18 protein-coding genes are annotated in these 22,279 nt (G+C 64.8%); 9 read left to right on the top strand and 9 right to left on the bottom strand.

Annotated elements, in window-relative coordinates:
• Positions 1-3: 3 nt before the first annotated feature.
• The gene (locus H7A19_01995; protein MCP5473594.1) at positions 4-633 is read right to left on the bottom strand and encodes a cytochrome c4; all 630 of its coding nucleotides are present in this window, start codon (positions 631-633) and stop codon (positions 4-6) included.
• 212 nt (positions 634-845) lie between these two features.
• Between H7A19_01995 and H7A19_01990 the strand changes: the two genes are divergently transcribed.
• From H7A19_01990 to H7A19_01980, 3 genes are all read left to right on the top strand, one after another.
• Complete coding sequence (locus H7A19_01990) at positions 846-1,484, top strand: YihA family ribosome biogenesis GTP-binding protein (GenBank protein MCP5473593.1); 639 nt, start codon at positions 846-848, stop codon at positions 1,482-1,484.
• Between the two features lie 407 nt (positions 1,485-1,891).
• On the top strand, positions 1,892-2,698 hold the full coding sequence (locus H7A19_01985; GenBank protein MCP5473592.1) for an ABC transporter permease: 807 nt from the start codon (positions 1,892-1,894) through the stop codon (positions 2,696-2,698).
• 360 nt (positions 2,699-3,058) lie between these two features.
• Positions 3,059-3,466: a GFA family protein gene (locus H7A19_01980; GenBank protein ID MCP5473591.1), complete on the top strand. Its 408-nt coding sequence runs from the start codon at positions 3,059-3,061 to the stop codon at positions 3,464-3,466.
• Between the two features lie 220 nt (positions 3,467-3,686).
• Here H7A19_01980 and H7A19_01975 read toward each other — a convergent pair whose 3' ends face one another.
• Positions 3,687-4,232, bottom strand: coding sequence for a GNAT family N-acetyltransferase (locus H7A19_01975; GenBank protein MCP5473590.1), 546 nt, complete (start codon positions 4,230-4,232; stop codon positions 3,687-3,689).
• A gap of 3 nt (positions 4,233-4,235) precedes the next feature.
• A complete protein-coding gene (locus H7A19_01970) occupies positions 4,236-4,463 on the bottom strand; it encodes a hypothetical protein (protein MCP5473589.1) in 228 nt (75 codons plus the stop codon).
• Positions 4,464-4,880: 417 nt separating this feature from the next.
• On the opposite strand from H7A19_01970, the gene H7A19_01965 reads away from it, so the two are divergent.
• Positions 4,881-6,248 (top strand): pyridoxal-phosphate dependent enzyme, encoded by a 1,368-nt coding sequence (locus H7A19_01965; GenBank protein MCP5473588.1) that lies wholly within the window; start codon positions 4,881-4,883, stop codon positions 6,246-6,248.
• Positions 6,249-6,404: 156 nt separating this feature from the next.
• Here the strand turns inward: H7A19_01965 and H7A19_01960 are convergent, their stop codons facing one another.
• Together H7A19_01960 and H7A19_01955 are read right to left on the bottom strand one after the other, a co-directional pair.
• Positions 6,405-7,052 carry a TauD/TfdA family dioxygenase gene (locus tag H7A19_01960; protein MCP5473587.1) on the bottom strand — a complete coding sequence of 216 codons (648 nt, stop codon included), beginning with the start codon at positions 7,050-7,052 and terminating at the stop codon, positions 6,405-6,407.
• Positions 7,053-7,144: 92 nt separating this feature from the next.
• The gene (locus tag H7A19_01955) at positions 7,145-8,089 is read right to left on the bottom strand and encodes a LysR family transcriptional regulator (GenBank protein ID MCP5473586.1); all 945 of its coding nucleotides are present in this window, start codon (positions 8,087-8,089) and stop codon (positions 7,145-7,147) included.
• A gap of 149 nt (positions 8,090-8,238) precedes the next feature.
• On the opposite strand from H7A19_01955, the gene H7A19_01950 reads away from it, so the two are divergent.
• The 3 genes from H7A19_01950 to H7A19_01940 all read left to right on the top strand — a co-directional run bounded on the left by H7A19_01950 (position 8,239) and on the right by H7A19_01940 (position 10,027).
• Positions 8,239-8,805 (top strand): polyisoprenoid-binding protein, encoded by a 567-nt coding sequence (locus H7A19_01950; GenBank protein MCP5473585.1) that lies wholly within the window; start codon positions 8,239-8,241, stop codon positions 8,803-8,805.
• An 80-nt stretch (positions 8,806-8,885) separates the two neighbouring features.
• Positions 8,886-9,482: a cytochrome b gene (locus H7A19_01945; GenBank protein ID MCP5473584.1), complete on the top strand. Its 597-nt coding sequence runs from the start codon at positions 8,886-8,888 to the stop codon at positions 9,480-9,482.
• A complete protein-coding gene (locus tag H7A19_01940) occupies positions 9,479-10,027 on the top strand; it encodes a YceI family protein (GenBank protein ID MCP5473583.1) in 549 nt (182 codons plus the stop codon). Before H7A19_01945 ends, H7A19_01940 begins: the two co-directional genes overlap by 4 nt.
• A 358-nt stretch (positions 10,028-10,385) precedes the next feature.
• Here H7A19_01940 and H7A19_01935 read toward each other — a convergent pair whose 3' ends face one another.
• Complete coding sequence (locus H7A19_01935; protein MCP5473582.1) at positions 10,386-11,453, bottom strand: alkene reductase; 1,068 nt, start codon at positions 11,451-11,453, stop codon at positions 10,386-10,388.
• 595 nt (positions 11,454-12,048) lie between these two features.
• On the opposite strand from H7A19_01935, the gene H7A19_01930 reads away from it, so the two are divergent.
• Together H7A19_01930 and H7A19_01925 are read left to right on the top strand one after the other, a co-directional pair.
• Positions 12,049-16,989, top strand: coding sequence for an NAD-glutamate dehydrogenase (locus H7A19_01930; protein MCP5473581.1), 4,941 nt, complete (start codon positions 12,049-12,051; stop codon positions 16,987-16,989).
• A gap of 321 nt (positions 16,990-17,310) precedes the next feature.
• Positions 17,311-20,142 carry a protein kinase gene (locus H7A19_01925; protein MCP5473580.1) on the top strand — a complete coding sequence of 944 codons (2,832 nt, stop codon included), beginning with the start codon at positions 17,311-17,313 and terminating at the stop codon, positions 20,140-20,142.
• On the opposite strand, the gene H7A19_01920 is transcribed toward H7A19_01925, so the two are convergent.
• The 3 genes from H7A19_01920 to H7A19_01910 all read right to left on the bottom strand — a co-directional run bounded on the left by H7A19_01920 (position 20,102) and on the right by H7A19_01910 (position 22,165).
• On the bottom strand, positions 20,102-20,581 hold the full coding sequence (locus H7A19_01920; protein MCP5473579.1) for a peroxiredoxin: 480 nt from the start codon (positions 20,579-20,581) through the stop codon (positions 20,102-20,104). The genes H7A19_01925 and H7A19_01920 overlap by 41 nt on opposite strands.
• A 770-nt stretch (positions 20,582-21,351) precedes the next feature.
• Positions 21,352-21,672 carry a non-heme iron oxygenase ferredoxin subunit gene (locus H7A19_01915; protein MCP5473578.1) on the bottom strand — a complete coding sequence of 107 codons (321 nt, stop codon included), beginning with the start codon at positions 21,670-21,672 and terminating at the stop codon, positions 21,352-21,354.
• The gene (locus H7A19_01910; GenBank protein MCP5473577.1) at positions 21,665-22,165 is read right to left on the bottom strand and encodes an SUF system NifU family Fe-S cluster assembly protein; all 501 of its coding nucleotides are present in this window, start codon (positions 22,163-22,165) and stop codon (positions 21,665-21,667) included. Before H7A19_01910 ends, H7A19_01915 begins: the two co-directional genes overlap by 8 nt.
• Positions 22,166-22,279 lie beyond the last annotated feature (114 nt).

Raw genomic sequence — 22,279 nt, 5'->3', positions numbered from 1 at the left:
GACTCAGGGAGTCGCCGAGTGGAGTCCCTGGAGATACGAGGCCAGGGCCTCGATCTCGTTGTCGCTGAGCTTGGCAGCCACCTGCGACATGATCTTGGCATGGGCATCGTCGGCTTCGCCGTAGACCGCACCGTCACGATAACGACGCAACATGTCGGCGCTGTATTGCGCATGCTGGGCCGCAATCGAGGGATAGCGCGACATCGGGTTGCCGCGGCCGTCGGGACCATGACAGGCCATGCATGCCGGAATCCCGCGCTTGGCATCGCCACCGCGGTAGATGGGCTCGGCGACAGCGACAAAGGCCTCGTCGGCAATATCCGGCTTGGCCTGCTGCGCCGAGAAATAGGCACCGAGATCGGCCATGTCCTGCTCGGACAGCAGTGTCGCGAAACCCAGCATGATGGCGTTTTCGCGCTTGCCACTCTTGAACAGCGCCAACTGCTGGGCGATGTACTGTTCGTGCTGTCCGGCGATCTTCGGATATTGCGGATCGACGCTGTTGCCGTCGACGCCATGGCAGGCGGCACAGACAGCGGCCTTGGCCTCGCCCGCGGTGGCATCACTGCCGGCAGCCCAGCCGGGTGTCGCGGCCAGCAGCGCCGCATAAGCAACAACAGTTGTGAACTTCATCGTCCTCGACCTCGAACGGCAATTTCGGGAATTGATGCACTGTGCCGGCACCGATGGTACGCGGCAGCGCCAAAGCCGAAGGATTCTACACGGGAGTGAGACCTTCGGCTGCCCCTGGGCGGCGATGAATCGTAGCTTTGATCCGGGATTCAGGCTCGCAGCGTGCCCCCGATGACGTAGATTCCATCTTCCAACGTCTTGATCACGCGCCGATGTCTGATTCCGAGTCCCTGGATACCGAACTGGAACGCCGCTTTCGCCGGGCCCGGTTTCTGATGAGCACGCCCGACCACCACAAGCTGCCGGAGGATCAGGGTCGCGAAGTGGCTTTCGCCGGACGCTCCAACGCGGGAAAATCCAGCGCGATCAATGCCATCACCGACCAGAATGGCCTGGCCCGCACCAGCAAGACTCCCGGACGCACCCAGCAACTGGTGGTGTTCTCGCTGGGAGACAGCGAACGCCTGATCGATCTGCCGGGCTATGGCTACGCCAAGGTACCGCAGGATCTCAAGCGCGACTGGCACGCATTGATCGACAACTACGTACGCGAGCGGGAGTCGCTGTCGGGCATGGTGGTAGTGTCCGACATCCGCCACGCGCTCACCGATTTCGACCGGCAGATGCTGGCCTACTGCCGTGCCCGGCAGCTGCGCTGCGTGCTGCTGCTGAGCAAATCCGACAAGCTCAACCGCGGACCGGCGATGGAAACCCGGCGCAAGGTGCTGCGCGAGATCGAGGACATGGGCGTGCTCACCGAGGCCGTGCTGTTCTCGGCGCATTCCAAGGCCGGCCTGGCCGAAGCCCGGCGGGCACTGGCGGCACTGCTCGATCAGCCCGCCGAGCACTAGTCAGGGCTGCCGGTGCGAGTCTGGGTCGCCCCTGGCGGTGCGTTTATTCGCGCCTCAAACAGGGCGGGGGCAGGGGGCAGGGGGCAGGCGACCGACGTCGCGACACAGACGATCCCTGCGGTGTGATTGTACGCCTGACCCTTCCCCCACACTTTTTTCTGATTTCGATAATCAATGGGTTGCCGCTTTCTCGTGAGAGTCCGATCGCTTCGGCGGTACGCCCGTTCGGGCAACAAGCAGGCGCTGGGGGCAAGCATCCAATCTCGACGCACCGTCTGACCGTGCCGCGAGGCTGGTCCCCTGCCCCCTGCCCCCTGCCCCCTGCCCCCGCCCCTTTCCCCTCTCCGCTGCCCCAAACCGGGGTTTCTTGCTAGCCTGCACGCATTCCGCGCACCGGGAGCATGCTGATGGCAAAATCTTGGCTCAATCTGGAGCTGCGCAAGAGCCCGGCGCCGGCAACCGGCAAGCTGCTGGCCGCGACCTGTCTGGTGCTGGTGGCTTTCTTCTGGTTCGTGATGACGCTGGGCATCGCTGAAGAGAGATTCATCTCGCCGGCGATCCTGCCGAGCCCCGCTGAAGTGATCGCGGCCATCCCCAATCTGCTGTTCGAGCGCAACCTGGGCCAGAGCATCGCAGCAACGCTCGGCCGGGTACTGGCGGGATTTTCGCTGGCGCTGATCGTCGGCGTTCCCTTCGGCGTGCTGGCGGCCTCCTGGCGCACGCTCGAAGCCTTCCTGAAGCCCATCGTGATTCCGATGAGCAATGTGCCGGTGGCTGCGCTGATACCGCTGACCATCCTGTGGTTTGGCATCGGTGAGTCACAGAAGATCATGTTCATCTTCGTGGCCGCCGTACCTTTCGTCTTTGCCACGGCAGCATCGTCGATCCTGGCCGTACCCGATCGTTACGTCGACACCGCCCGCACGCTGGGCGCCAGCGATCGCCAGATCGTGCTCAAGGTACTGGTCCCTACCGCCCTGCCGGAGATGTTCCGCGGCCTGCGCGGCCTCTTCGGGTTGTCCTTCGGCTACATCATGCTGGCCGAGCTGATCAATGCACCGCATGGCCTCGGCGCCATGCTCAACATCAGTCAGCGCCGCGGTCTGACCGAACACATCTTCCTGATCCTGGCGATCATCGGACTGATCGCCTGGGCCATCGATCATGGCCTGGAGTTCCTTGAGCGCAAGCTGTTTCCGTACAAGGTGAGGTAGGGGGAGCAGTGAACGGGGCCGGCGAGCACGGTGGTCAACGTGGTCATGGCAAACCGACATTCACCCGGTCTTGGGGTAGGGCCGCTACGGCGCGCGGCGGCGCTGAAGGTGCGCCAGCTTGGTTCGCGCCGGCGGCCGCGGCAGCGCATGCCGGGCGCCGCGCGCTTGCCGTCGTCGCGCCTGATCCCGGAGTCCGGGCGCGCGGACCCGGCCTGCCCGGGGCTCGCTTCTCCCCATGAACCTATGTCTCAAGATGTTGAATCTCGACCGTTCGACAATGGCCGGCTTACGTAACGCGGAAGTGCGCGCAGCGCTCACCGGGAGGTGATGCAACAAGCGCAGGGGGAACCGATCATGAGTGTGGACAAGTCCCGGGGTAGTTGCCTGTGCGGAGCAGTAACCTTCGCCGCCGAATTGCCACCCAAATGGGTGGCGCATTGCCATTGTTCGCGCTGCCAGCGCGCGCACGGGGCGGCCTTCGTGACCTGGGTGGGCTTCGAGGAAGCGGCGGTTGACGTAAACGATCCTGAATCCAGTCTGCGTTGGCATGTTGCTGCCGAAGGCGGACACCGCGCTTTCTGCGGGCTGTGCGGCAGCCCCATGTTCTTCAAGTCATTGCGCTGGGCAGGCGAGCTGCACATCGCCCGTGCCCTGTTCATCGACCCGATTGCGCAGGCGCCGATGGCGCATGTGAATTTCGACACCCACGTGCCCTGGGTGACCCTGGGTGATGAACTGCCGCGCAAGCCGAGCCAGGATTCGCAATAGCTCGCCGGTCGCGACGCAAGGTCGCTCCGACCCATGTGGTGGCGGAATCATCAACGCGGAGAACGCAGAGAGTCGCTGAGAACGCCAAGAGAAGCCGATCCAGGACCGCCTTTGCCTTTCTCGGCGTTCTTTCTGCTTTTCCTTTGCGTTCTCTGCGTCCTGCTGTTGGCATCAGCTCACCGCAAGTTCCGGTCTTCGCGGTCGCGACGCAAGATCGCCGCTAAGTCGACTGCAGCACCCGCTTCCCTTCGCCGGGCCACTCGCCGACCCGCGCCATCGCCAACACGTCCACGAGCTGACCGTCGCGGAAGGCGTAGCTGCGCAAGCGCCCTTCCTCGACAAATCCATGCTTTCGATAGAGGGCAATGGCGGCCAGATTGTCGGGATAAACCTCCAGTTCCAGACGGATCATCTGCATCCAGCGCTCGGCGCGTTCGATCATGGCCGCCAGCAGCGCGCTGCCGATGCCGTGTCCCTGATTATCCGGATGCACGGCGAGGCCGATCACGCCGACATGGCGGCGGCGCGCATTCGCATTGGGGCGACCGAGGAAGCCATGACCGACGACCTCGCCATCGATCAGCGCGAGCAGATTGAGCGTGTCCGGATCAGGATTGGCGAGTCTTTCGCGCCACATCGATTCCCGCGGAAATGGCAGCTGCAACAGGTTCCCGAACACCTTCGGCGATTCGTACAGCGCCGAAACGGCGGCCGCGTCATCCTGTTCCGCTGCCCGAAGGAATACCGAAGTGCGACGACGGGCCATGGCTCAACGCCCGCGTTCGCGCATCGAGGCGATGAACCAACGGATCATCAGCGGCCCGCAGATCACCATCAATACCGCACCTGCCGCCATCATCGGAACGCCCAGATTTCTCTCGACCAGCGGCCGCAGAAATTCGATCTCCGGACTGAATCGGGTGAGCAGCCCTACGGCCAGCAACAGGGCCGCCAGCGCATCCAGCGCGATCAGCGGAATGATCAGATTTCGGTTCATCGCCGGCACCTGTTCGGGAACTTGGCTACATGATTGCGCCATTCACGGGCCATCGCCAAGGGCGTTGTGGTTGTCGGTTGTTGGTTCGGGACTCGGGACTCGGGACTCGGGACTCGGGACTCGGGACTCGGGACTCGGGAAAGGCTACGGGCTTGAGGGCTTCTGTAGGTCCAGACTTGGACGGACCTACCAGAGCCTGGGCCCGGCGTCATTGCGACACCCGACTTGATTCGGGGCAAGCCGTCCAGTGGAGCCGCTTCAGAAGCACTGGATGGCTCCCTCACCCTGGCGGAAGCTCAGCCCTTCCATGTAATTGCCCGTTGAAGCTGGCCTCTTGCGCCGTCCTGGTGCAGTCTTGCGCCCCTTCACGAATCGAAGCGGGCGCGCCCAGGCGGCGTGTCGGCGCAGGAGACAGCCATGGCGGTTTACAACAATGTCCTCGAACTGATCGGCAATACGCCGATCGTGCGCTGCCAGCACATGGATACCGGGCCGTGCGAGCTCTATTTCAAGATGGAATCGATGAATCCGGGCGGTTCGATAAAGGACCGCATCGGTCTGTCGATGATCGAGGACGCCGAACGCAAGGGCTTGTTGCAGCCCGGCGCTACCATCGTCGAGGGCACTGCTGGCAACACCGGGTTGGCGCTGGCCCTGGTCGCCCAGCAGAAAGGCTATCGCTTGCTGCTGGTCGTGCCGGACAAGATGAGCCGCGAGAAGATCTTCAACCTCAAGGCCATGGGCGCCGAGGTGGTGCTGACACGGTCGGACGTGACCAAGGGCCATCCCGAGTATTACCAGGACATGGCGCGCCGCATCGCCGAGGAGACCCCAGGCGCCTTCTACATCAACCAGTTCGGCAATCCGTCCAACCCCTACGCCCACGAATTCGGCACGGGTCCGGAAATCTGGCAGCAGATGGGCCACGACATGGATGCCATGGTCTTTGGCGTGGGATCTGGCGGCACTGTCACCGGATTGTCGAACTTCTTCACCCGGGCGGCGCCACATGTGGACCTGATCCTGGCCGATCCGGTCGGCTCGGTCCTGACCAAGTACGTCAATGAGGGTGTGCTCGAGGCCAGCGGCGGCAGTTGGACGGTCGAAGGCATCGGCGGCGACTATCTGACCGCCATCGCCGACTTCGAACACGTCAGGAAGAGCTACGCCATCAGCGATCGCGAGAGCTTCGACGTGGCGCGCGAGTTGCTGCGCTCCGAAGGCATCCTCGGCGGCAGTTCCACCGGCACCGTGATCGCCGCTGCGCTGCGCTACTGCCGCGAGCAGACCACGCCGAAGAAGGTGGTCGCCTTTGTCTGCGACACCGGCAACAAGTACCTGTCGAAGATGTACAACGACTACTGGATGCGCGACAACGGCTACATCACCCGCGAATCCACCGGCGATTTGCGCGATCTGATCAATCGCCCCTATTCCGATCGCGACACCATCGTGGTGCGTCCGAACGAGTCACTGACGGTCGCCTACCAGCGCATGAAGCTCTACGACGTCTCACAACTGCCGGTCATGGACGGCGACCGCATCGTCGGCATCGTCGACGAATCCGATGTGCTGATGAAGGTCTACAACAACCCCTGCCAGTTCCAGTGCCCGGTGTCGGAGGCCATGATCACCAACCTGGACATGGTCGATGTGCGTACCGACATCGAAAGCCTGATGCCCCTGTTCGAGAAGGGCCACGTCGCCATCGTCATGGATGGTGAGCACTTCATCGGCCTGGTCACCCGTATGGATGTGCTGAACTATCTGCGACGGCGCACCTGAGACGAGGGCACGAGGGCACGAGGGCGCGAGGGCACGAGGGCATGCAAGAGCGGGTACATGGCGAGATTGTGGCTGAGCGCGCAATCGGGCCCTCGGCGCTGTAGCTTTGACGTGCCCTCGTGCCCTCGTGCCCTCATCAAGGCCCTCGTGCCCTCGTCAAAGCACCCGCAGCCGCTTCAGCAGTCGCCCGGAGCTGGCGTCAAAGGCGGTGCGTCCATGCAGCATTCGCCAGTTGTCAATGATCAGCAAGTCTCCGGCATCCATCCGCAGGCGGCTCGCTTGTCTGGCGAAGCGCTGCTCGAAGCGCGCCAGCCAGGCGCGCTGCGGCAGTGACAGCGGCACGCCACGGCGCAGTGCGGCGGATTCGATTTCTTCGGCGTTGAATCGCAGCACACCCGAGGTCTCGATCGTGACCCGATCGCCGCAGGGATAGGGCAGCCGCAGCTGCTCCAGGGCAATTCGTACCTCCCGGGTGGCTGGTTCGAGGATTTCCTCGACGGCCAGCAGCAGGGTGTCGCCACCCCGCTCGGCCGGCTGCCAGCAATGCAGCAGCACCCAGCGCGCTGGCCGCAGGCAGAAGCTCTCGTCGCTGTGCAGGGCGAAGGCATCACTGCCCGCCGACCGCAGACTCTTCGCGTATTGATCGAGCACCGGACCCGGGAGCGCCTCAACCCGCTGTACCGCACCGCTTTCAACCAGTCCTGCGCGATGCGACAGTCCGCGCGTCGAGACCGGGCCCAACTCGGCGGCCAGTGCTCGCAGCGCCTGGTTCTCCGGGTGCAGGGGCACATCGCGAATGCGCAAGGCCCCAGCAGTCCGCAAGTGCTGCGGCCAGTCCAGTGGGGGTGGCCAACTGAGGGCGGCGACAGGCGCAGCCAGGGCGGGCCGCTTCGTAGTCATCGCGGAGAATCAAAGTTGACGCGGGTGAAGGCCTGAACAAACCAGGCCAGCGCCTTGCCGCGGATGGGCTCGCGCCAGGCCAGATGCACCGGCGCCACCAGTTCGGTCTGTGCCGTCGCCCGCTGCACGAGCGCGCCGCTGCGCAGCGGCGCTGCTGCCACATGTCGAGGCAGATAGCCACAGCCAAGGCCGGCACAGAGCGCCGCCACCTTGTAGTTGAAATCGGGGACTGTCATCACCCGCTGGCCTGGCAGCAGCCCGGCCGTGCGCCGCGGCATCGAGCGCGCCGAATCGGCCACGGCGATGGCCCGATGGCGGGCGATCTGCGCAGGGAGCAGAGGCTCGGCCACGGTCGCCAACGGATGCTGCGGCGCCACGCAGAACACGAACTCGATACGTCCCAGGGGCTGCATCCGGATCTCGCGATTGGCGGGGGCTTCGCCTGGCGCCCCGACCACCAGATCGGCTCGCCCACTGAGCAGCGCCTCCCAACTGCCCGACAGGACCTCATGCCAGAAGCGCAGCTGGGTGGGCGCCTTGAGCTGATCGAATCCACGGAGCAGCGGCCAGAGCACATCGATGGGCACTACGGCATCCACGGCAATGACCAGTTCCGACTCGAAACCCAGCGCGGCCCGTCGCGCCCGCGTCAGGGCGCCGTCCAGCGCGGCCCGTCGCGCCCGCGTCAGGGCGCCGTCCAGCGCTGCCCGCAGATCCCGGCCCTCGCGCACGAGCAACTGGGCTGATTCCGTCAGCAGCGCACGCCCGCTGCGGCGATCGACCAGCAACAGGTCCAGCGATTCCTCCAGGCGCCGGACCTGGTAGCTCAGCGCCGACGGCACCTTGCCCAACCGACGCGCGGCAGCGGCCATCGAGCCCTCGGCCTCAATGGCGGTCAGCAGTTCGATCGCCTGCAGATCCAGTGTGACTTCGTCGTGCATTCAAGGATTTTGAACGCTGTCGCGCAATGCAGGAGATTGGACGGCTTCGCGCGCTCGCGCAAGCTGTCTTCACACTGGCACCGGCCGCTGCAGCGTAGCTTCGAGCGGTCAGTGCGCCTTGCACTCCAACTGTCCAGAGGAATGATTCCATGCGTACCCTGATCGCTCTTGCCAGTCTCGCCTTTGCCGCCGGCGCCCACGCCGAAACCCTGAACTACAGCTTCGACAAAGTGCATTCGCAGGTGCACGCCAGCGTCAATCATCTGGGCTTCTCCAACAGCACCGCGCGCTTTCACATCAAGGACGGCAGCCTGTCGCTGGATGCGTCTGACTGGAGCGGTGCCAAAGTGGACGTCAGCCTGGACGTCGCCGGCATTGACCTCGGTGATGCCACCTGGCGCGAGCACGTGTCGGCAGAGAAGTGGTTCAACACCGCCATCTATCCGGAAGCGCGTTTCGTCTCTACCCAGGTGGTCAAGACGGGCGAGAAGACGCTGACCATCACCGGCGACCTCACGCTCAAGGGCAAGACCCTGCCCGTGACCCTGGAGGCCACCCTGAATCAGGCCGGCCCGCATCCCTTCAGCAAGAAGCCGGCCGTCGGCTTCTCCGCCACTACGCGCTTCAAGCGCTCCGAGTTTGGTCTGGCCGAGTACGTGCCGGCGGTCAGTGACGAGGTCAGCGTGCGCATCGAAGTCGAGGCTTCGGCCGGCTGATCATCGCTACGGATCTTCCCGCGGCGCCTGCAGCTGCCAGGTGCCGCGGCAGCATTCATCGGATGCGCGAGGGCAAGTCCATGCCGGAATCCATCGATGGCACTCCCCAGCAAGCGCAGCGTTACGGCCTGGTCGCCGTCGCCCTGCACTGGTTCATCGCATTGGCAATCCTGGCCCTGCTCGGTGTCGGATTGTGGATGACCGAACTGAAGAACTCGCCAACCAAGATCGAGGTCTACACCTGGCACAAATGGGTGGGTCTGACGGTACTGGGCCTGGCGGCGTTCCGCTTGTTCTGGCGCCTTTACCGCAGACCACCGCCGCCGCTGTCGGCGCCCACCTGGCAGTTGCGCGCCGCAGCCGGCACGCATGGGTTGATGTACCTGCTGATGCTGGCGATGCCGATCACCGGCTGGCTGCAGAATTCCGCGTCCGGGTTTCCGCTCAGCTGGTTCGGGCTGTTCAAGGTGCCGGCACTGATCGCCCGTGACCGCGAGGCATTCGTCTTCTGGCAGCAAGTGCATGAATGGCTGGCATGGACCTTGATGCTGATGATCGCGCTGCATCTGGCGGCCACCGTCAAACACCACTTCATTGACCGCGACAGCACCTTGACGCGGATGCTTCCAAGCTTCCGTTCGGGTCTGCGTACCCAGGACCACAAGGATCAACCATGAGACTGTCCATGCTCGCGCTGATCGCGCTGATCGCGCTGACCAGCATCAGGCTGGCCGATGCCGCCGAATTCAGCTTCGATGCCAGCAACAGCCAGCTCGGATTCACCGGAGACTACGGCGGCGAGGCCGTGCCCGGCATCTTCAAGCAGTTTTCCGGCAAGGCCAGCTTCGATCTGGCGCAGCCGCTGGCCACGCGCTTTGTCACCGAGATTGAGGTCGGCAGCCTGGACACCGACTACCCCGACCGCGATGACACCCTGCGCGGGCCGGATTTCTTCGACAGCGAACAATTTCCCAATGCACGCTGGGCTTCCGCGGGTGATTGCGACGCCACCGGCACGCGGCTCAGCTGCCCCGGCAGCTTGACGCTCAAGGGCCAGACCCATCCTGTGCCACTGGACATCAGCGCCAGCGCCGACGGTCACATCATCGAAGGCAAGGCCCGATTCTCAAGGACGCAGTTCGGGATTGGCAGCGGCGACTGGGCCGATCCGGAAACCATCGCCGACGAGGTCGAGGTGCAGTTCAAGCTGCAACTGCGCTGAGCGGCCTGGGCGGATCGCACACAGCCAGAGCGCCGCACACCCTGCCGAGCAAGCTCGGCACTACCACAGCCTCGTACACCGCAGCTTTGGTAGAGCGGAGCTTGCTCCGCTGCTCTGGCTGGGCTTGTGCTCCTGCGCCCCCGCCAAAGAGCCGCAACTCCTGCCGAGCAAGCTCGGCACTACAACAACCTCGTACACCGAAACGCCCGTAGAGCGGAGCTTGCTCCGCTGCTTTGGCTGGGCTTGTGCTCTCCCATCCCGGCCGACGAGCCGCAACCCCTGCCGAGCAAGCTCGGCACTACAAGAGCCTTGCACAGCGCGAAGCTGGTTGCGACGAGCTCGCGGGACGCTGCGAGTTTCAGGCCATCGTCGGGTAGTCGGTGTACCCGGCCGGTCCCGGCGTGTACAGCTTGCTGAAGTCCACCGGATTCAGGTCGGCGCCGGCGCGGAAGCGTTCGACCAGATCGGGATTGGACAGGTAGGCCTTGCCGTAGACCACGGCATCGACAGCGCCCGAGGCGACCGCCGCTTGCCCGCTGGCGTAGTCGTAGCCGCCGTTGGCCAGCAGCGTACCCTTGAAGTGCTCGCGCGCAATCACCGCCAGGCGCTGCTCGGCGGCCTCGCGGAAATCGCCGTGGCGCAGTTCCAGGGCCCCGATCTGCCGTGCGTTAAGCTCGCGGGCAAGATAAGCCACCAGCGCCTCCGGGTCGGAATCGCGGATGTCGTTGAAGGGCACCAGCGGCGAAATCCGCACCGAGACCCGTCCGGCCCCGCAGACCGATACGGCTGCATCCACCGCTTCCAGCAGCAAGCGGGCTCGATTGGCAATGCTGCCGCCATAGGCATCATCGCGGTCATTGACGCTGTCGCGCAGGAACTGATCGAGCAGATAGCCGTGCGCCCCATGCAGCTGCACACCATCGAAGCCGGCAGCCATGGCCCGCTCGGCCGCCCTGCGGAACAACTCGATGATGCCGGGCAGCTCGTCCAGCGCCAGGCGCCGCGGGACCTCGTAGGCCTTTTCACCCTCGGGCGTCTGGATGCTGCTGTCGCTGATGGCGCGATCGGTACTGGAGACCGGCTGCACGCCGCCATTGAGCACGGAATGCGCGGCTCTGCCCGGATGCCACAGCTGCACGGCGATGCGTCCGCCGCGGGCGTGCACGGCCTCGGTCACCCGTCGCCAACCGGCCACGCACTCGTCATCGTACAGCCCACCTTCGCCGGTAAACGCACAGCCGTCGGCTGCGACCATGGTCGCCTCGGTGAAGATCAGACCGGAGGTAGCCCGCTGCGCGTAGTACTCGGCCATCATCGGGTTGGGAATGTGGCTGCGTCCGGCGCGGGCGCGAGTCAGCGCCGACATCAGGATGCGGTTGGGCAGCTGCAGATCGCCCGACTTCAGCGGGCTGAACAGATTGATCATGAATGCACTCCGTCAAAAGGGAATCAACCAGGGATCCTCTGCACAAGTCGTCGTTCCCGCGGATGCGGTAATCCAGGCTTACGCAGGTGCCTGAAGAACTGGATTCCCGCATTCGCGGGAATGACGATTTCCGACTTACTCAAAGGAACTGTAGCCCTACAGGATGCCTGAGCGCTGCGATTGCGGAAGGTGAATGCGAGGATGCAGGCGGGCACCTTGCCTTGGATAGGGTCCAGACTTGTCTGGACACTGCCGGTCTCTGCCGGGAAAAGCGTCCGGACAAGTCCGGACCTACAGAATCCCAAGCACCAGCTCGGGATTTGCGGCGCCAATGCCCCGCCGCAATCCCGGGGCGACGGCCGCAATCCGGCCTTTACCAGCGTTGCTCTTCTTTGCGCCCTTTGCGCCCTTTGCGGACAGCTGCTTCTGGCTCGGCGAAAACCGCGAAAGCCCCCGAACAAGGCCGAACCGGCCGGATCCAACTCCCGTCTCCCTGAAGCGCGGCTGGCCGGAATGCTGCAGCGCGGGTAGAGCCCGAGCTCGACGAGCGCTATCTTTACGCTTCCTTCGCATTTGCGCGACCCACACACCCATCATGAGCGCCGTTCGCACTGCTGACGCCGGCCAAACGCTGGCGCATGTTCTCGAAGCCCTGAAGTCGCTGGTCAGTGGCCCCAAGCTGAAGGAGGCCACGGCCTTCGCGACTCGATTGTTCGAGCACCTTCCGCAGGATGAATTCGATGAGCGCAAGGCCGGTGAATGGGCCGGATTGACGCTGGATCTGCTGCGCTATTTCCGGCACCGTCCAGCGCATTCGGCCAAGGTCCGCGTCTACAACCCGACTCAGGACGAGAACGGCTGGGAAAGCACCCACACCGCGATCCAGATCGTCAATGACGACATGCCCTTCCTGGTCGACACGGTCAGCATGGCCATTGCCCAGGACCACACCCTCACCCACCTGATCATGCATCCGGTGTTCAAGGTGCAGCGCGATCCGGGCGGCCACATTCTGGGCTTCGGGGCTGAGGACGGCGAGCAGTCGGAATCGATCATGCACGTGGAGGTCGATCGCCAGACCGAGCCCGGCCGAATCGAAGCCCTGTGCGAACGCATCGAGCGGGCGCTGGCCGATGTCCGCGCCTGTGTGCGCGACTTCACCGCCATGCATCATCGCGCCCTGGCCCTGGCCGAAGGCCTGAGTGCCCGCGAGTTGCTGCATGACCCGGAGTACGTGGCCGAGTGTGCCGATTATCTGCGCTGGGTGGCGGACAACCACTTCACGCTGCTTGGCTACCGCGCCTACGAAACCGCCCAGGTTGATGGCACCAATGTGCTGCGCGCTGTTCCCGGCAGCGGGCTCGGCCTGCTGCGTGGCGATGAGTCGCAGTTGCCGGTGCGTCCGCTGGCCACGCTGGCGGCACGCGATCTGCCACCGGACACGCTGCCCGATCTGATCATCCTGTCCAAGACCAATGCGCGCTCGACCGTGCACCATCCGGGATACATGGACTACATCGGCGTGCTGCGCTTCGACGCCAATGGCAATGCCGTGGGCGAAGACCGTTTCCTCGGTCTGTACACCTCCACCGCCTACACCACCCGACCCAAGGACATCCCGCTGATCCGGACCAAGGTCGACGGCGTGTTCCAGCGCAGCAAGCTCCATCGCACCGGCCATGCCGCCAAGCGCCTGCAGCACATCCTGGAAACCCTGCCGCGCGACGAGCTGTTCCAGTCCAGCATCGAGGAGTTGTTCGAGACTTCAGTCGGCATTCTCAACCTGCAGGAACGCCAGCGCACCCGGCTGTTCGTGCGCCGCGATCGCTTCGGCCGCTACTTCTCCTGCCTGGTCTACATTCCGCGTGAGCGCTTCACCAGCGAGATCCGCGAACGCATCGAGCAATCACTGAAGCGCGCCTTCAATGGCGAGCGCTATGACTCCTCGGTGGCGGTCTCCGAATCGGTGCTGGCGCGACTGCATGTGGTGGTGCGACCCAAGCCCGGCGAGAAGCCTGACTACGATGTCCGCGAGATCGAGGCCAAGCTGGCCCAGATCGTGCGCAACTGGCAGGACGAGCTGCGTGACATCCTGATCCAGAAGCATGGCGAAGAGCGCGGCATCAAGCTCAGCAATCGCTTTGGCAAGGCCTTGCCGATGGGCTACATCGAGGCCGTGACGCCTTGGATTGCGGCGGCCGATGTGGAAGCCGCGGCACAACTGAAGGACAGCCAGGACGTGCGCCTGCAGCTGTACCGCCCGCGGCGCAAGAGCGACGGCGCACTGCGCTTCAAGGTCTTCAAGATGGGCGCGCCGATCACCCTGTCCGATGCGCTGCCGATGCTGGAGAACATGGGGCTGCGAGTGTTCTCGGAGCATCCCTACGAGATGGAGACGCCGGGAATGGCGATCCACATCCAGGACTTCGAGGTCGAGCCGCTGGTCCCGCTGGGCGAGAATCTGGACCAGGCCCGCGAGCGCTTCCAGCAGGGTTTCGAGCAGATCTGGCGCGGTCGCGTCGAGAACGACGGCTTCAACCGCCTGGTGCTGGCGGCCGAGCTGGAAGTGCGCGAAGTGGCAATGCTGCGCGGCTACTGCAAATACCTGCTGCAGACCGGCGTCACCTATTCCCAGGCCTACATGGAGCGCACGCTGGCGGCACACCCGCTGGTCACGCGCCTGCTGGTGGAGATGTTCGCCGCCCGCTTCGACCCGGACCGCGAGCAGCGCAGCTCCGCCGATGCCGCCCGTCGGCGCATGGAGCGTGAATTCGGAGTGTTGTTGACCGACGAGATGCGCAGCTCTCTGCCGACCTTGGCCGGGGCGGTTCTGGACTCCTACATCAAGCCGCGCAGTGAACAACTGCAGGTGCTGCACCAGACGCTGGGCGCGCTGCTGGAGCAAGTCTCCAGTCTGGACGAAGACCGCATTCTGCGGGCATTCCGCGACTGCATGCGGGCCACGCTGCGCACCAATCACTACCAGCGAGTGGACGGCAAGGCCAAGGATTACATCAGTTTCAAGCTCGATTCGAGCAAGGTGCCGGGGCTGCCCAAACCCGTACCCTTCCGCGAGATCTTCGTCTACTCACCACGGGTGGAAGGCGTGCACCTGCGCATGGGCATGGTCGCGCGCGGCGGCTTGCGCTGGTCTGACCGCCGCGAGGATTTCCGCACCGAAGTGCTGGGCCTGATGAAGGCGCAGCAGGTCAAGAACACGGTGATCGTGCCGGTGGGCGCCAAGGGCGGCTTCTACGTCAAGCAGCCGCCAGCCGGCAATGATCGCGATGCCATCCTCGCAGAAGGCGTGGCCTGCTATCGCACCTTCATCCGCGGACTGCTGGACGTGACCGACAACATCGTCGATGGCGCGATTGCCCCGCCGGAACGCGTGGTACGCCACGATCCGGATGATCCGTATCTGGTGGTGGCGGCCGACAAGGGCACGGCCACCTTCTCCGACATCGCCAACGCGCTCAGTCAGGAATACGGGTTCTGGCTGGATGACGGCTTCGCCTCCGGTGGGTCGAAGGGTTACGACCACAAGAAGATGGGCATCACTGCCAAGGGCGCCTGGGAAAGCGTCAAGCGCCACTTCCGCGCCATCGGCAAGGATTGCCAGAGCGAGGATTTCACTTGCGTCGGCATCGGCGACATGTCTGGTGACGTGTTTGGCAACGGCATGCTGCTGTCACGCAAGATCCGACTGCTGGCCGCCTTCGACCACCGCCATATCTTCGTCGATCCGAATCCCGACGCAGAAACCAGTTACGTGGAACGCGAGCGCATGTTCGCGCTGCCGCGCTCGTCCTGGGCCGATTACGACACCGGCCTGATCAGCGCCGGTGGCGGCGTGTTTCCGCGCAGCGCCAAGACCATCACCATCACCCCGGAAATGCGTCTGGCCCTGGGCATGGACGAGGGGGTGGAGCAACTGACGCCGAACGAGCTGATGCGCGCCATTCTCAAGGCACCGGCGGAGCTGCTCTGGAACGGCGGCATCGGCGTCTATGTCAAGGCCACCACGGAAAGCCACAGCGAATGCGGCGATCGCAGCAACAACGCGCTGCGCGTCAATGGCCGGGAGTTGCGCTGCCGGATCGTCGGCGAAGGTGGAAATCTGGGTCTCACCCAGCGCGGGCGCATCGAGTTTGCCCAGGCCGGCGGCTTGCTCAACACCGACTTCATCGACAACTCGGCCGGCGTCGACACCTCCGATCACGAGGTCAACATCAAGATCCTGCTGAACACTGCCATCCAGCAGGGCCAGCTCACCCTGGAACAGCGCGATGAACTGCTGGTCGACATGACCGACGAGGTCGAGCGCCTGGTGCTGTTCGACAATTACCGCCAGAACCTGGCGATCAGCCTGATGCAGGCGCTGTCGATCCCGCGCCTCGGCTCCAAGCAGCATTTCGTGCGCACCCTGGAGCAGCAGGGACTGCTCGACCGCGGGCTGGAGTTCCTGCCGACAGACGCCGAGTTCGAAGATCGCAAGCTCAAGGGTCAGGGCCTGACCCGCCCGGAGCTGTCGATCCTGCTGTCCTATTCCAAGATCGTGCTTTACCAGCAGCTGCTGGATTCCGACGTACCGGAAGACCCGTACCTGTCGAAGGAGCTGCAGATCTATTTCCCGACGCCGCTGCGCGAGCGGTTTTCCGAAACCATGGAGAAGCACCGCCTGCGTCGCGAGATCATCGCCACCCAGGTCACCAACTCCATCGTCAACCGCATGGGTTCCACCTTCATCCTGCGCATGACCGAAGACACCGGCAAGAGCTCGGGGGAGATCGCCAAGGCCTTCACCATCGCCCGCGAGGTGGTCCGCGCCCGTGAATGGTGGGCGGAGATGGATCAGACCACCGATGCCCCCGAACGGGTCAATATCGATGTGACTCAGGGCATCTGGAACCTGTTGCGCAATCTGACCCGCTGGCTGCTGCAGTTGCCGGTGACCAAACTGGAGATTGCCGCCAGCGTCGAGCGCTTCGCGCCGGGCTTCGAACAGTTGATAGCGGCCCTGGATGAGGTGCTGCCGGAGAGCTACAAGCTGCGCTACAGCGAGCAGGAAAACGAGCTGGTCGGGCATGGCTATCCCAAGGCCATGGCCCAGCGCATCAGTGCTCTGGGTGCCTTGAACGCGGCCTTCGACGTGATCGATCTGGCGCACGAGCAGAAGGTCGAGGTGGCCGAGGCTGCCCGCGTCTATTACGACATCGGCGAAGCGCTGCACCTGAAATGGTTCCAGGATTCGATCGAATCGCTGCCGGTGCAGGGCCGCTGGCACGCCCATGCCCGCGGCGTGCTGCGCGACGAACTCTATGCCCAGCGCCGCGCCCTCGCCGCCCAGTTGCTGCGCGGGCCAGCGCCGAAGAAGGGTGGCCGCGTGCAGAACTGGATCGATGCCGCGGATGGGTCACTGGCCTATACGCTGGGCATGTTCAAGGAGATCCGCAACCAGGTCTCCCTCGACTATCCGACCATCTCGGTGGCGGTACGGCGTCTGGCCCAGCTGGTGGCGGCGGGCAAGAGCTGAGCCGCCCCGGCCACCCCTCGCGGTGCGCTTGTTCGCGCATCAAACAGGGGGCAGGGGGCGGGGGACCCAGGCCGCGGCACGGTCAGATCGTGCGTCGAGGTTGGACCCCTGCCCCTTGCCCCTTTTATTTCAGGCCTATGAATCAATGCTTTAGCGTATGTTTGGTGAGGGCAGGCTCTGCCCGCGATCGCCAACGGGTCGTGAAGCGGTCTGTCGCGGATGAATCCGCTCCCACCGTCGGACTGAGGGTGAACCCGCGCGGTTCGACTGCGCTGGTGTTGGTCTGCCGCTAGACTGAGCACCCCGTACAGGGATTCCGTGATGCCCGGCCCGAACGATCCGGCCTATACAGCCGCTGTCCTGCGCACCGAAGGCGCGACTGAACAGCGGGATGGCCCGCTGCCGCAAGCGGCGAGTGCGGACGAGCCGGAGATCGGCTGGCGCGCCGGCCCCTGGCAACTGCTGCGGCTGCTCGGTCGCGGAGGCATGGGTGCGGTCTACCTGGCCGAGCGTGTGGAGCACGACTTCCAGCAGCGGGCAGCGCTGAAGCTGATCAAGCTGGGCATGGATTCGGAAGAAATCCAACGCCGCTTCGTCAGCGAGCGGCGCATCCTCGCCCGCCTGGAGCATCCCAACATCGCCCGACTGATCGACGGTGGCGTCGATGCCCGCGGGCGACCCTATTTCGTCATGGAATGGGTCGATGGCCCACCGCTGATCGAATATGCCGACCAGCAGCAACTGGATGTCCGGGCGCGACTGCGGCTGTTCCTCAAATTGTGCGAGGCGGTCAGCCACGCCCATCGGCAATTGGTGGTTCATCGCGACCTGAAACCCGGGAACATTCTGGTCAACTCCCGCGGCGAACCCAAGCTGCTGGATTTCGGCATTGCCAAGCTGCTGCAGAGCGACACCGACAAGGACACCTCGGCCACCGGCGCACGCTTCTTCACCCGCGCCTATGCGGCACCCGAGCAGATACGGGGCGAGCCGGTCAGCACCGCCACCGATGTCTACGCCCTGGGTGCTGTCCTCTTCGAGTTACTCACCGGCATGGCCCTGCACCGCGCCCGCGCGCTGGTGCAGGAAACCCGCGAACTGCTGGTGCGTGCGCGCCGGCAAGCGGGCGAAGACGGCCCGGCCGCGATCACCCCGCGGATGCTGGCAGGCGATCTGGCGCTGGTCCTGACCAAGGCCGTGCGCGATGAGCCAAATCGGCGCTACGCCAGCGTCGAGGCGCTGGCCGACGATATCCGCGCCTATCTGGACGGACGCCCGGTGCGGGCGCGACCGGATTCGCTGGGCTATCGCAGCCGCCGCTTCCTGCGCCGCCACTGGATCGGCGTGCTCGCTTCCACCGCAGTGCTGGTTGCCATCCTGGTGGGCAGCGGACTGGCGCTTTGGCAAGCCCGGATCGCACGTGAGGAAGCTCTGCGGGCGGAGGCGGTGAGTGCCTTTCTCTCCAGTGTGTTCCAGAGTGCCACTCCCGAGGGCGCGGCCGGGAGTGACATCACCGCGCGCTCGCTGCTGGAACGTGGCGGGCAACGCATCGAGCTCGAACTGGCCGGGCAACCGGCGGTACAGGCGCGCTTGTATGCCACCCTGGGACGGGCCTGGTTCTACATCGGTGATTCCGCCCGCGCTGCAGCCCTGCTGGAGGCCGGTCGAGCGCGGGTCGATCCCCAGGACTGGCGCACTCAGACCGCTCTGCTTCGCGATCTGGCCCAGGCTGAACTGGCCGCCGGCAAGATCGACCTTGCCCGCACTCACGTCGATCAGGCCCTGAGCGTGGTCGACCCCGGAGCCGCGGACAGTGAGTTGCAACAGGCACGCGTGCTCTCCGTGTCGAAGAGCGTCTACGGCGCCGAAGGCCGCTACGATCAGGCGCTGGCACTGGCACGACAGGTACATGACACGCTGCAGAGCTTGCTGGGCGCCGACGCCGAAGAGACCTTGCAGGCGCTGAACGATCTTGGCACCTGGACATTGGAGAGCGGCGACGCGGCCCAGGCCCTGTCGATTTTTGACCGGGTCATTGCCGGGCGCCGGGCATCGTCAACGCCGGACCATCCGGAGATGGCGACGGCCATGCACAACCGTCAGCTGGCGCTGTTCCGGCTGCGTCGCATCGATGAGGCCCTGGTCGAAGCACGTGCGGTGGTCGAACTGCGGCGACGCATCCTGCCCCCCAATCATCGTGACCTGGCGCGCAGTCTGGGTTCTCTGGCCACCATCGAGTCCAGCCTCGGCGAACTTGAGGAAGCCCGCGCTCTGCGCCGCGAGGGCATCGACATGCTGCGGGCTCAGAAATCGCCGGATCAGCTGCTGCTCGGCCAGGAACTGACCAACCAGGGCGTTGACGACTATCGCCTGGCAGATCTCGACAGCGCCGCCCGTGATCTGCGCGAGGCCATCGAACGGCTGCAACCGCAACTGGGCGCCGAGCACGCCCGAGTGCTCTCCGCGCGCAGCTATCTGGCGCTGGTCCAGATCTATCGTGGCGAACTGATCGAGGCTGAACGCGAGCTGCGACTGATCAGCGCCATCGAGGACAACCAGGAACGCGGCGGCATCAGTCAGCGACTGGCAACCCGGCGCTATCTGGCCCGGGCCCTGCGCTGGCAGGGCCGCACCGCTGAAGCCAATCAGATTCTGGAGGACAGTGCCGGCTGGCTGGACGATCCCGGGCTCAAGGTCTCGCCTGCAGCGCGCGCCCGCACACATCTGGAATGGGCCTTGGGGCTGATCGATACCGGCCAGCTGTCCGCCGCCCGCGAACAGATTGAACAAGCCCGAGCCACCGGTGCCGGGTCCGAGGACGGCGCAGTCGCCGATCGGGCGCAGCTGCTGCAGACCGAAGCGCGACTGGCGCTGGCACGCTCGGACTGGGCCACGGCGCGCACGGCGGCGGAAGCCGCGCTGAAGCTGATCCGCAGCGAGTTCGAGGACGGCCACTGGGAGATTGCCGAGGCCAGCGCGCTGCTGGCGCTGGCCCGTTTCCGCGAGAACGCCGGCGCGAGTCAGCGCGCCGACCTACGACAACTGCTGGAGTGGCATGAGCAACATCGCCCATGGCACCCCGATACCGACAAGTTGCGCGATGCTCTGAGGACTACAGTGCCGCCAGCACCGCTTCGGCGCCAGACACCTTGAACTCGCCCGGCGCTTCAACGTGCAGGTGCGTCACTACGCCATTCTTCGCCACCAGTGCAAAACGCTGGCCGCGCACACCCATGCCGAACTTGCTCGCATCCATCTCCAGACCCATGGCCTTGGCAAAAACGCCATTGCCATCGGCCAGCATCAGGATTTCTTCCGGCACGCCCTGGCTGTGACGCCAGGCGTCCATGACGAAGGCATCGTTGACCGCCATGCAGGCCACCGTGTCCACGCCCTTGGCTTTGAGCGCGTCGAGCTGATCAACATAGCCCGGCAGATGCCGCGCCGAGCAGGTCGGCGTGAATGCGCCCGGCACTGAGAACAGCACCACGGTCTTGCCGCCGAACAACTCGTCGGTGCTGATCTGCTGCACACCGTCTTTGAGATAACTGAGCGTCGCACTCGGAATACGATCACCAACTTGAATGGTCATGGCTGTGACTCCGTCAAAGGGAGGCCGATTCTAGGCCGTGTGGCGGTGAAGCGGGGGTTGTCGGTTGTCGGTTGTCGGTTGTCGGTTGTCGGTTGTCGGTTGTCGGTTGTCGGTTGTCGATCGGAGCTTACTCACGCGGAGGCCGCGGAGAAAGGCTGGATCAGCCTGCTTTCGTAGGTCACGTTGGCCGCGCAGCGGGCTACGTGACGCGTGGAGCCGCCTTCACGGACAGAGTCCGCTCTCACCAAACATGTCGTAACCCATTGATATACGCAACCAAAAAGGGAAAGAGGTCCAACCTCGACGCATGATCTGACCGTGCCGCGACGTGGGTTTCCCGCCCCCCTGCCCCGCCCCCTGTTTGATGCGCGAATAAGCGCACCGCCAGGGGCGACCGGGACTCCCACAGGAAGCCAAGGCAGCTCGTGCTCCTCTCCGCGACTTCCGCGTCTCCGCGTGAGTAGGCTCTTTCCGACACCGACACCAGCAACCGACACCTGTCGTCCGCGATGCCGGCCTGCCATCGCGGACAGAGTCCGCTCCCACAGAAGCCTGGTCGATCCAGCATTCCTCCGCGGCCTCCGCGTGAGTAGGCTCTTTCCGACACCGACACCAGCAACCGACACCTGTCGTCCGCGATGCAGGCTTGCCATCGCGGACAGAGTCCGCTCCCACAGAAGCCCGGTCGATCCAGCCTTCCTCCGCGACCTCCGCGTCTCCGCGTGAGCCAGCCTCTTCCGACAACCGACAACCGACAACCAACAACCGCTCTAGTCCCAGCGATCATCGCGCACGTAAACCACGCCGTCCTCGATCCGGATGGGGAACACCGCGGTGGGTTCGTAGGCGGGTGCGCACAGGGCCTGTCCGGTGCGCAGGTCGAAACGGGCGCCGTGGCGGGGGCATTCGATCTCGTAGCCACAGACTCGGCCACCCGTGAGTTCGCCGCCGTCGTGGGTGCAGACGTCCTCGATGGCGTAGTAGTGGCCTTCGACATTCACCACCGCCACCTGGGCGCCGTCGACATCTATGACGCGCCAGCTGCCCGGCACGATCTCTGCGGCGGCGCCGACCTTGACCCAATCACTCATGATGTACTCCTTGGCGTGGCGGCCGAGCTGGGTCGGCGCCACGCACATCGATATCAGTAGAAGTTCGAAGCCGTCCCGCCAACGCACCGGCCAACGTCGCCCACGGCAGGGTCACGGTCTTGACCCGGTTGGGGTAGCCGAGCACGCCAAGGAAACAGTTGAAATCGCCCAGGCGCGGGTCGGCTGCACGCTCCGGATTGCGCGTGACCAGATCGAGCGCCGCGTTGGCGAGTTCGGTGGCTTCATCGACGGTCCGGCCCTCGATCAGGTCGCCCATGATCGAGGTCGCCGCCAGCGTCAGTGCGCTGGCTTCGGCGTCGAAGCCGAAGGCCGCGATACGCTCGTCCACGATGCGCAGATCCAGCGTCAGACTGTCGCCACAGAGCTTGTTGACGCCTTCTGCGCTCACATCAGGTGCGGCCAGGCGGCCGCGACGGCGCGGTGCGCGGTTATGTTCGAGCACTACGGTGCGATAGACGTCGGTCAGTGACATGTCCCGCATTCTGCCTTGCTGCGTGTGTCGGGGAAATGTGCGCGTACGACCGACTCGGCTTGCCGACTCGGGCTGCCACACCTTAGGCTGTGTTCACACTCGCATTCTGGCCGC

It is taken from the genome of Rhodanobacteraceae bacterium, from assembly GCA_024234055.1.
Classification (GTDB): domain Bacteria; phylum Pseudomonadota; class Gammaproteobacteria; order Xanthomonadales; family SZUA-5; genus JADKFD01.
This window is presented reverse-complemented; position numbering and strand designations above follow the sequence as displayed.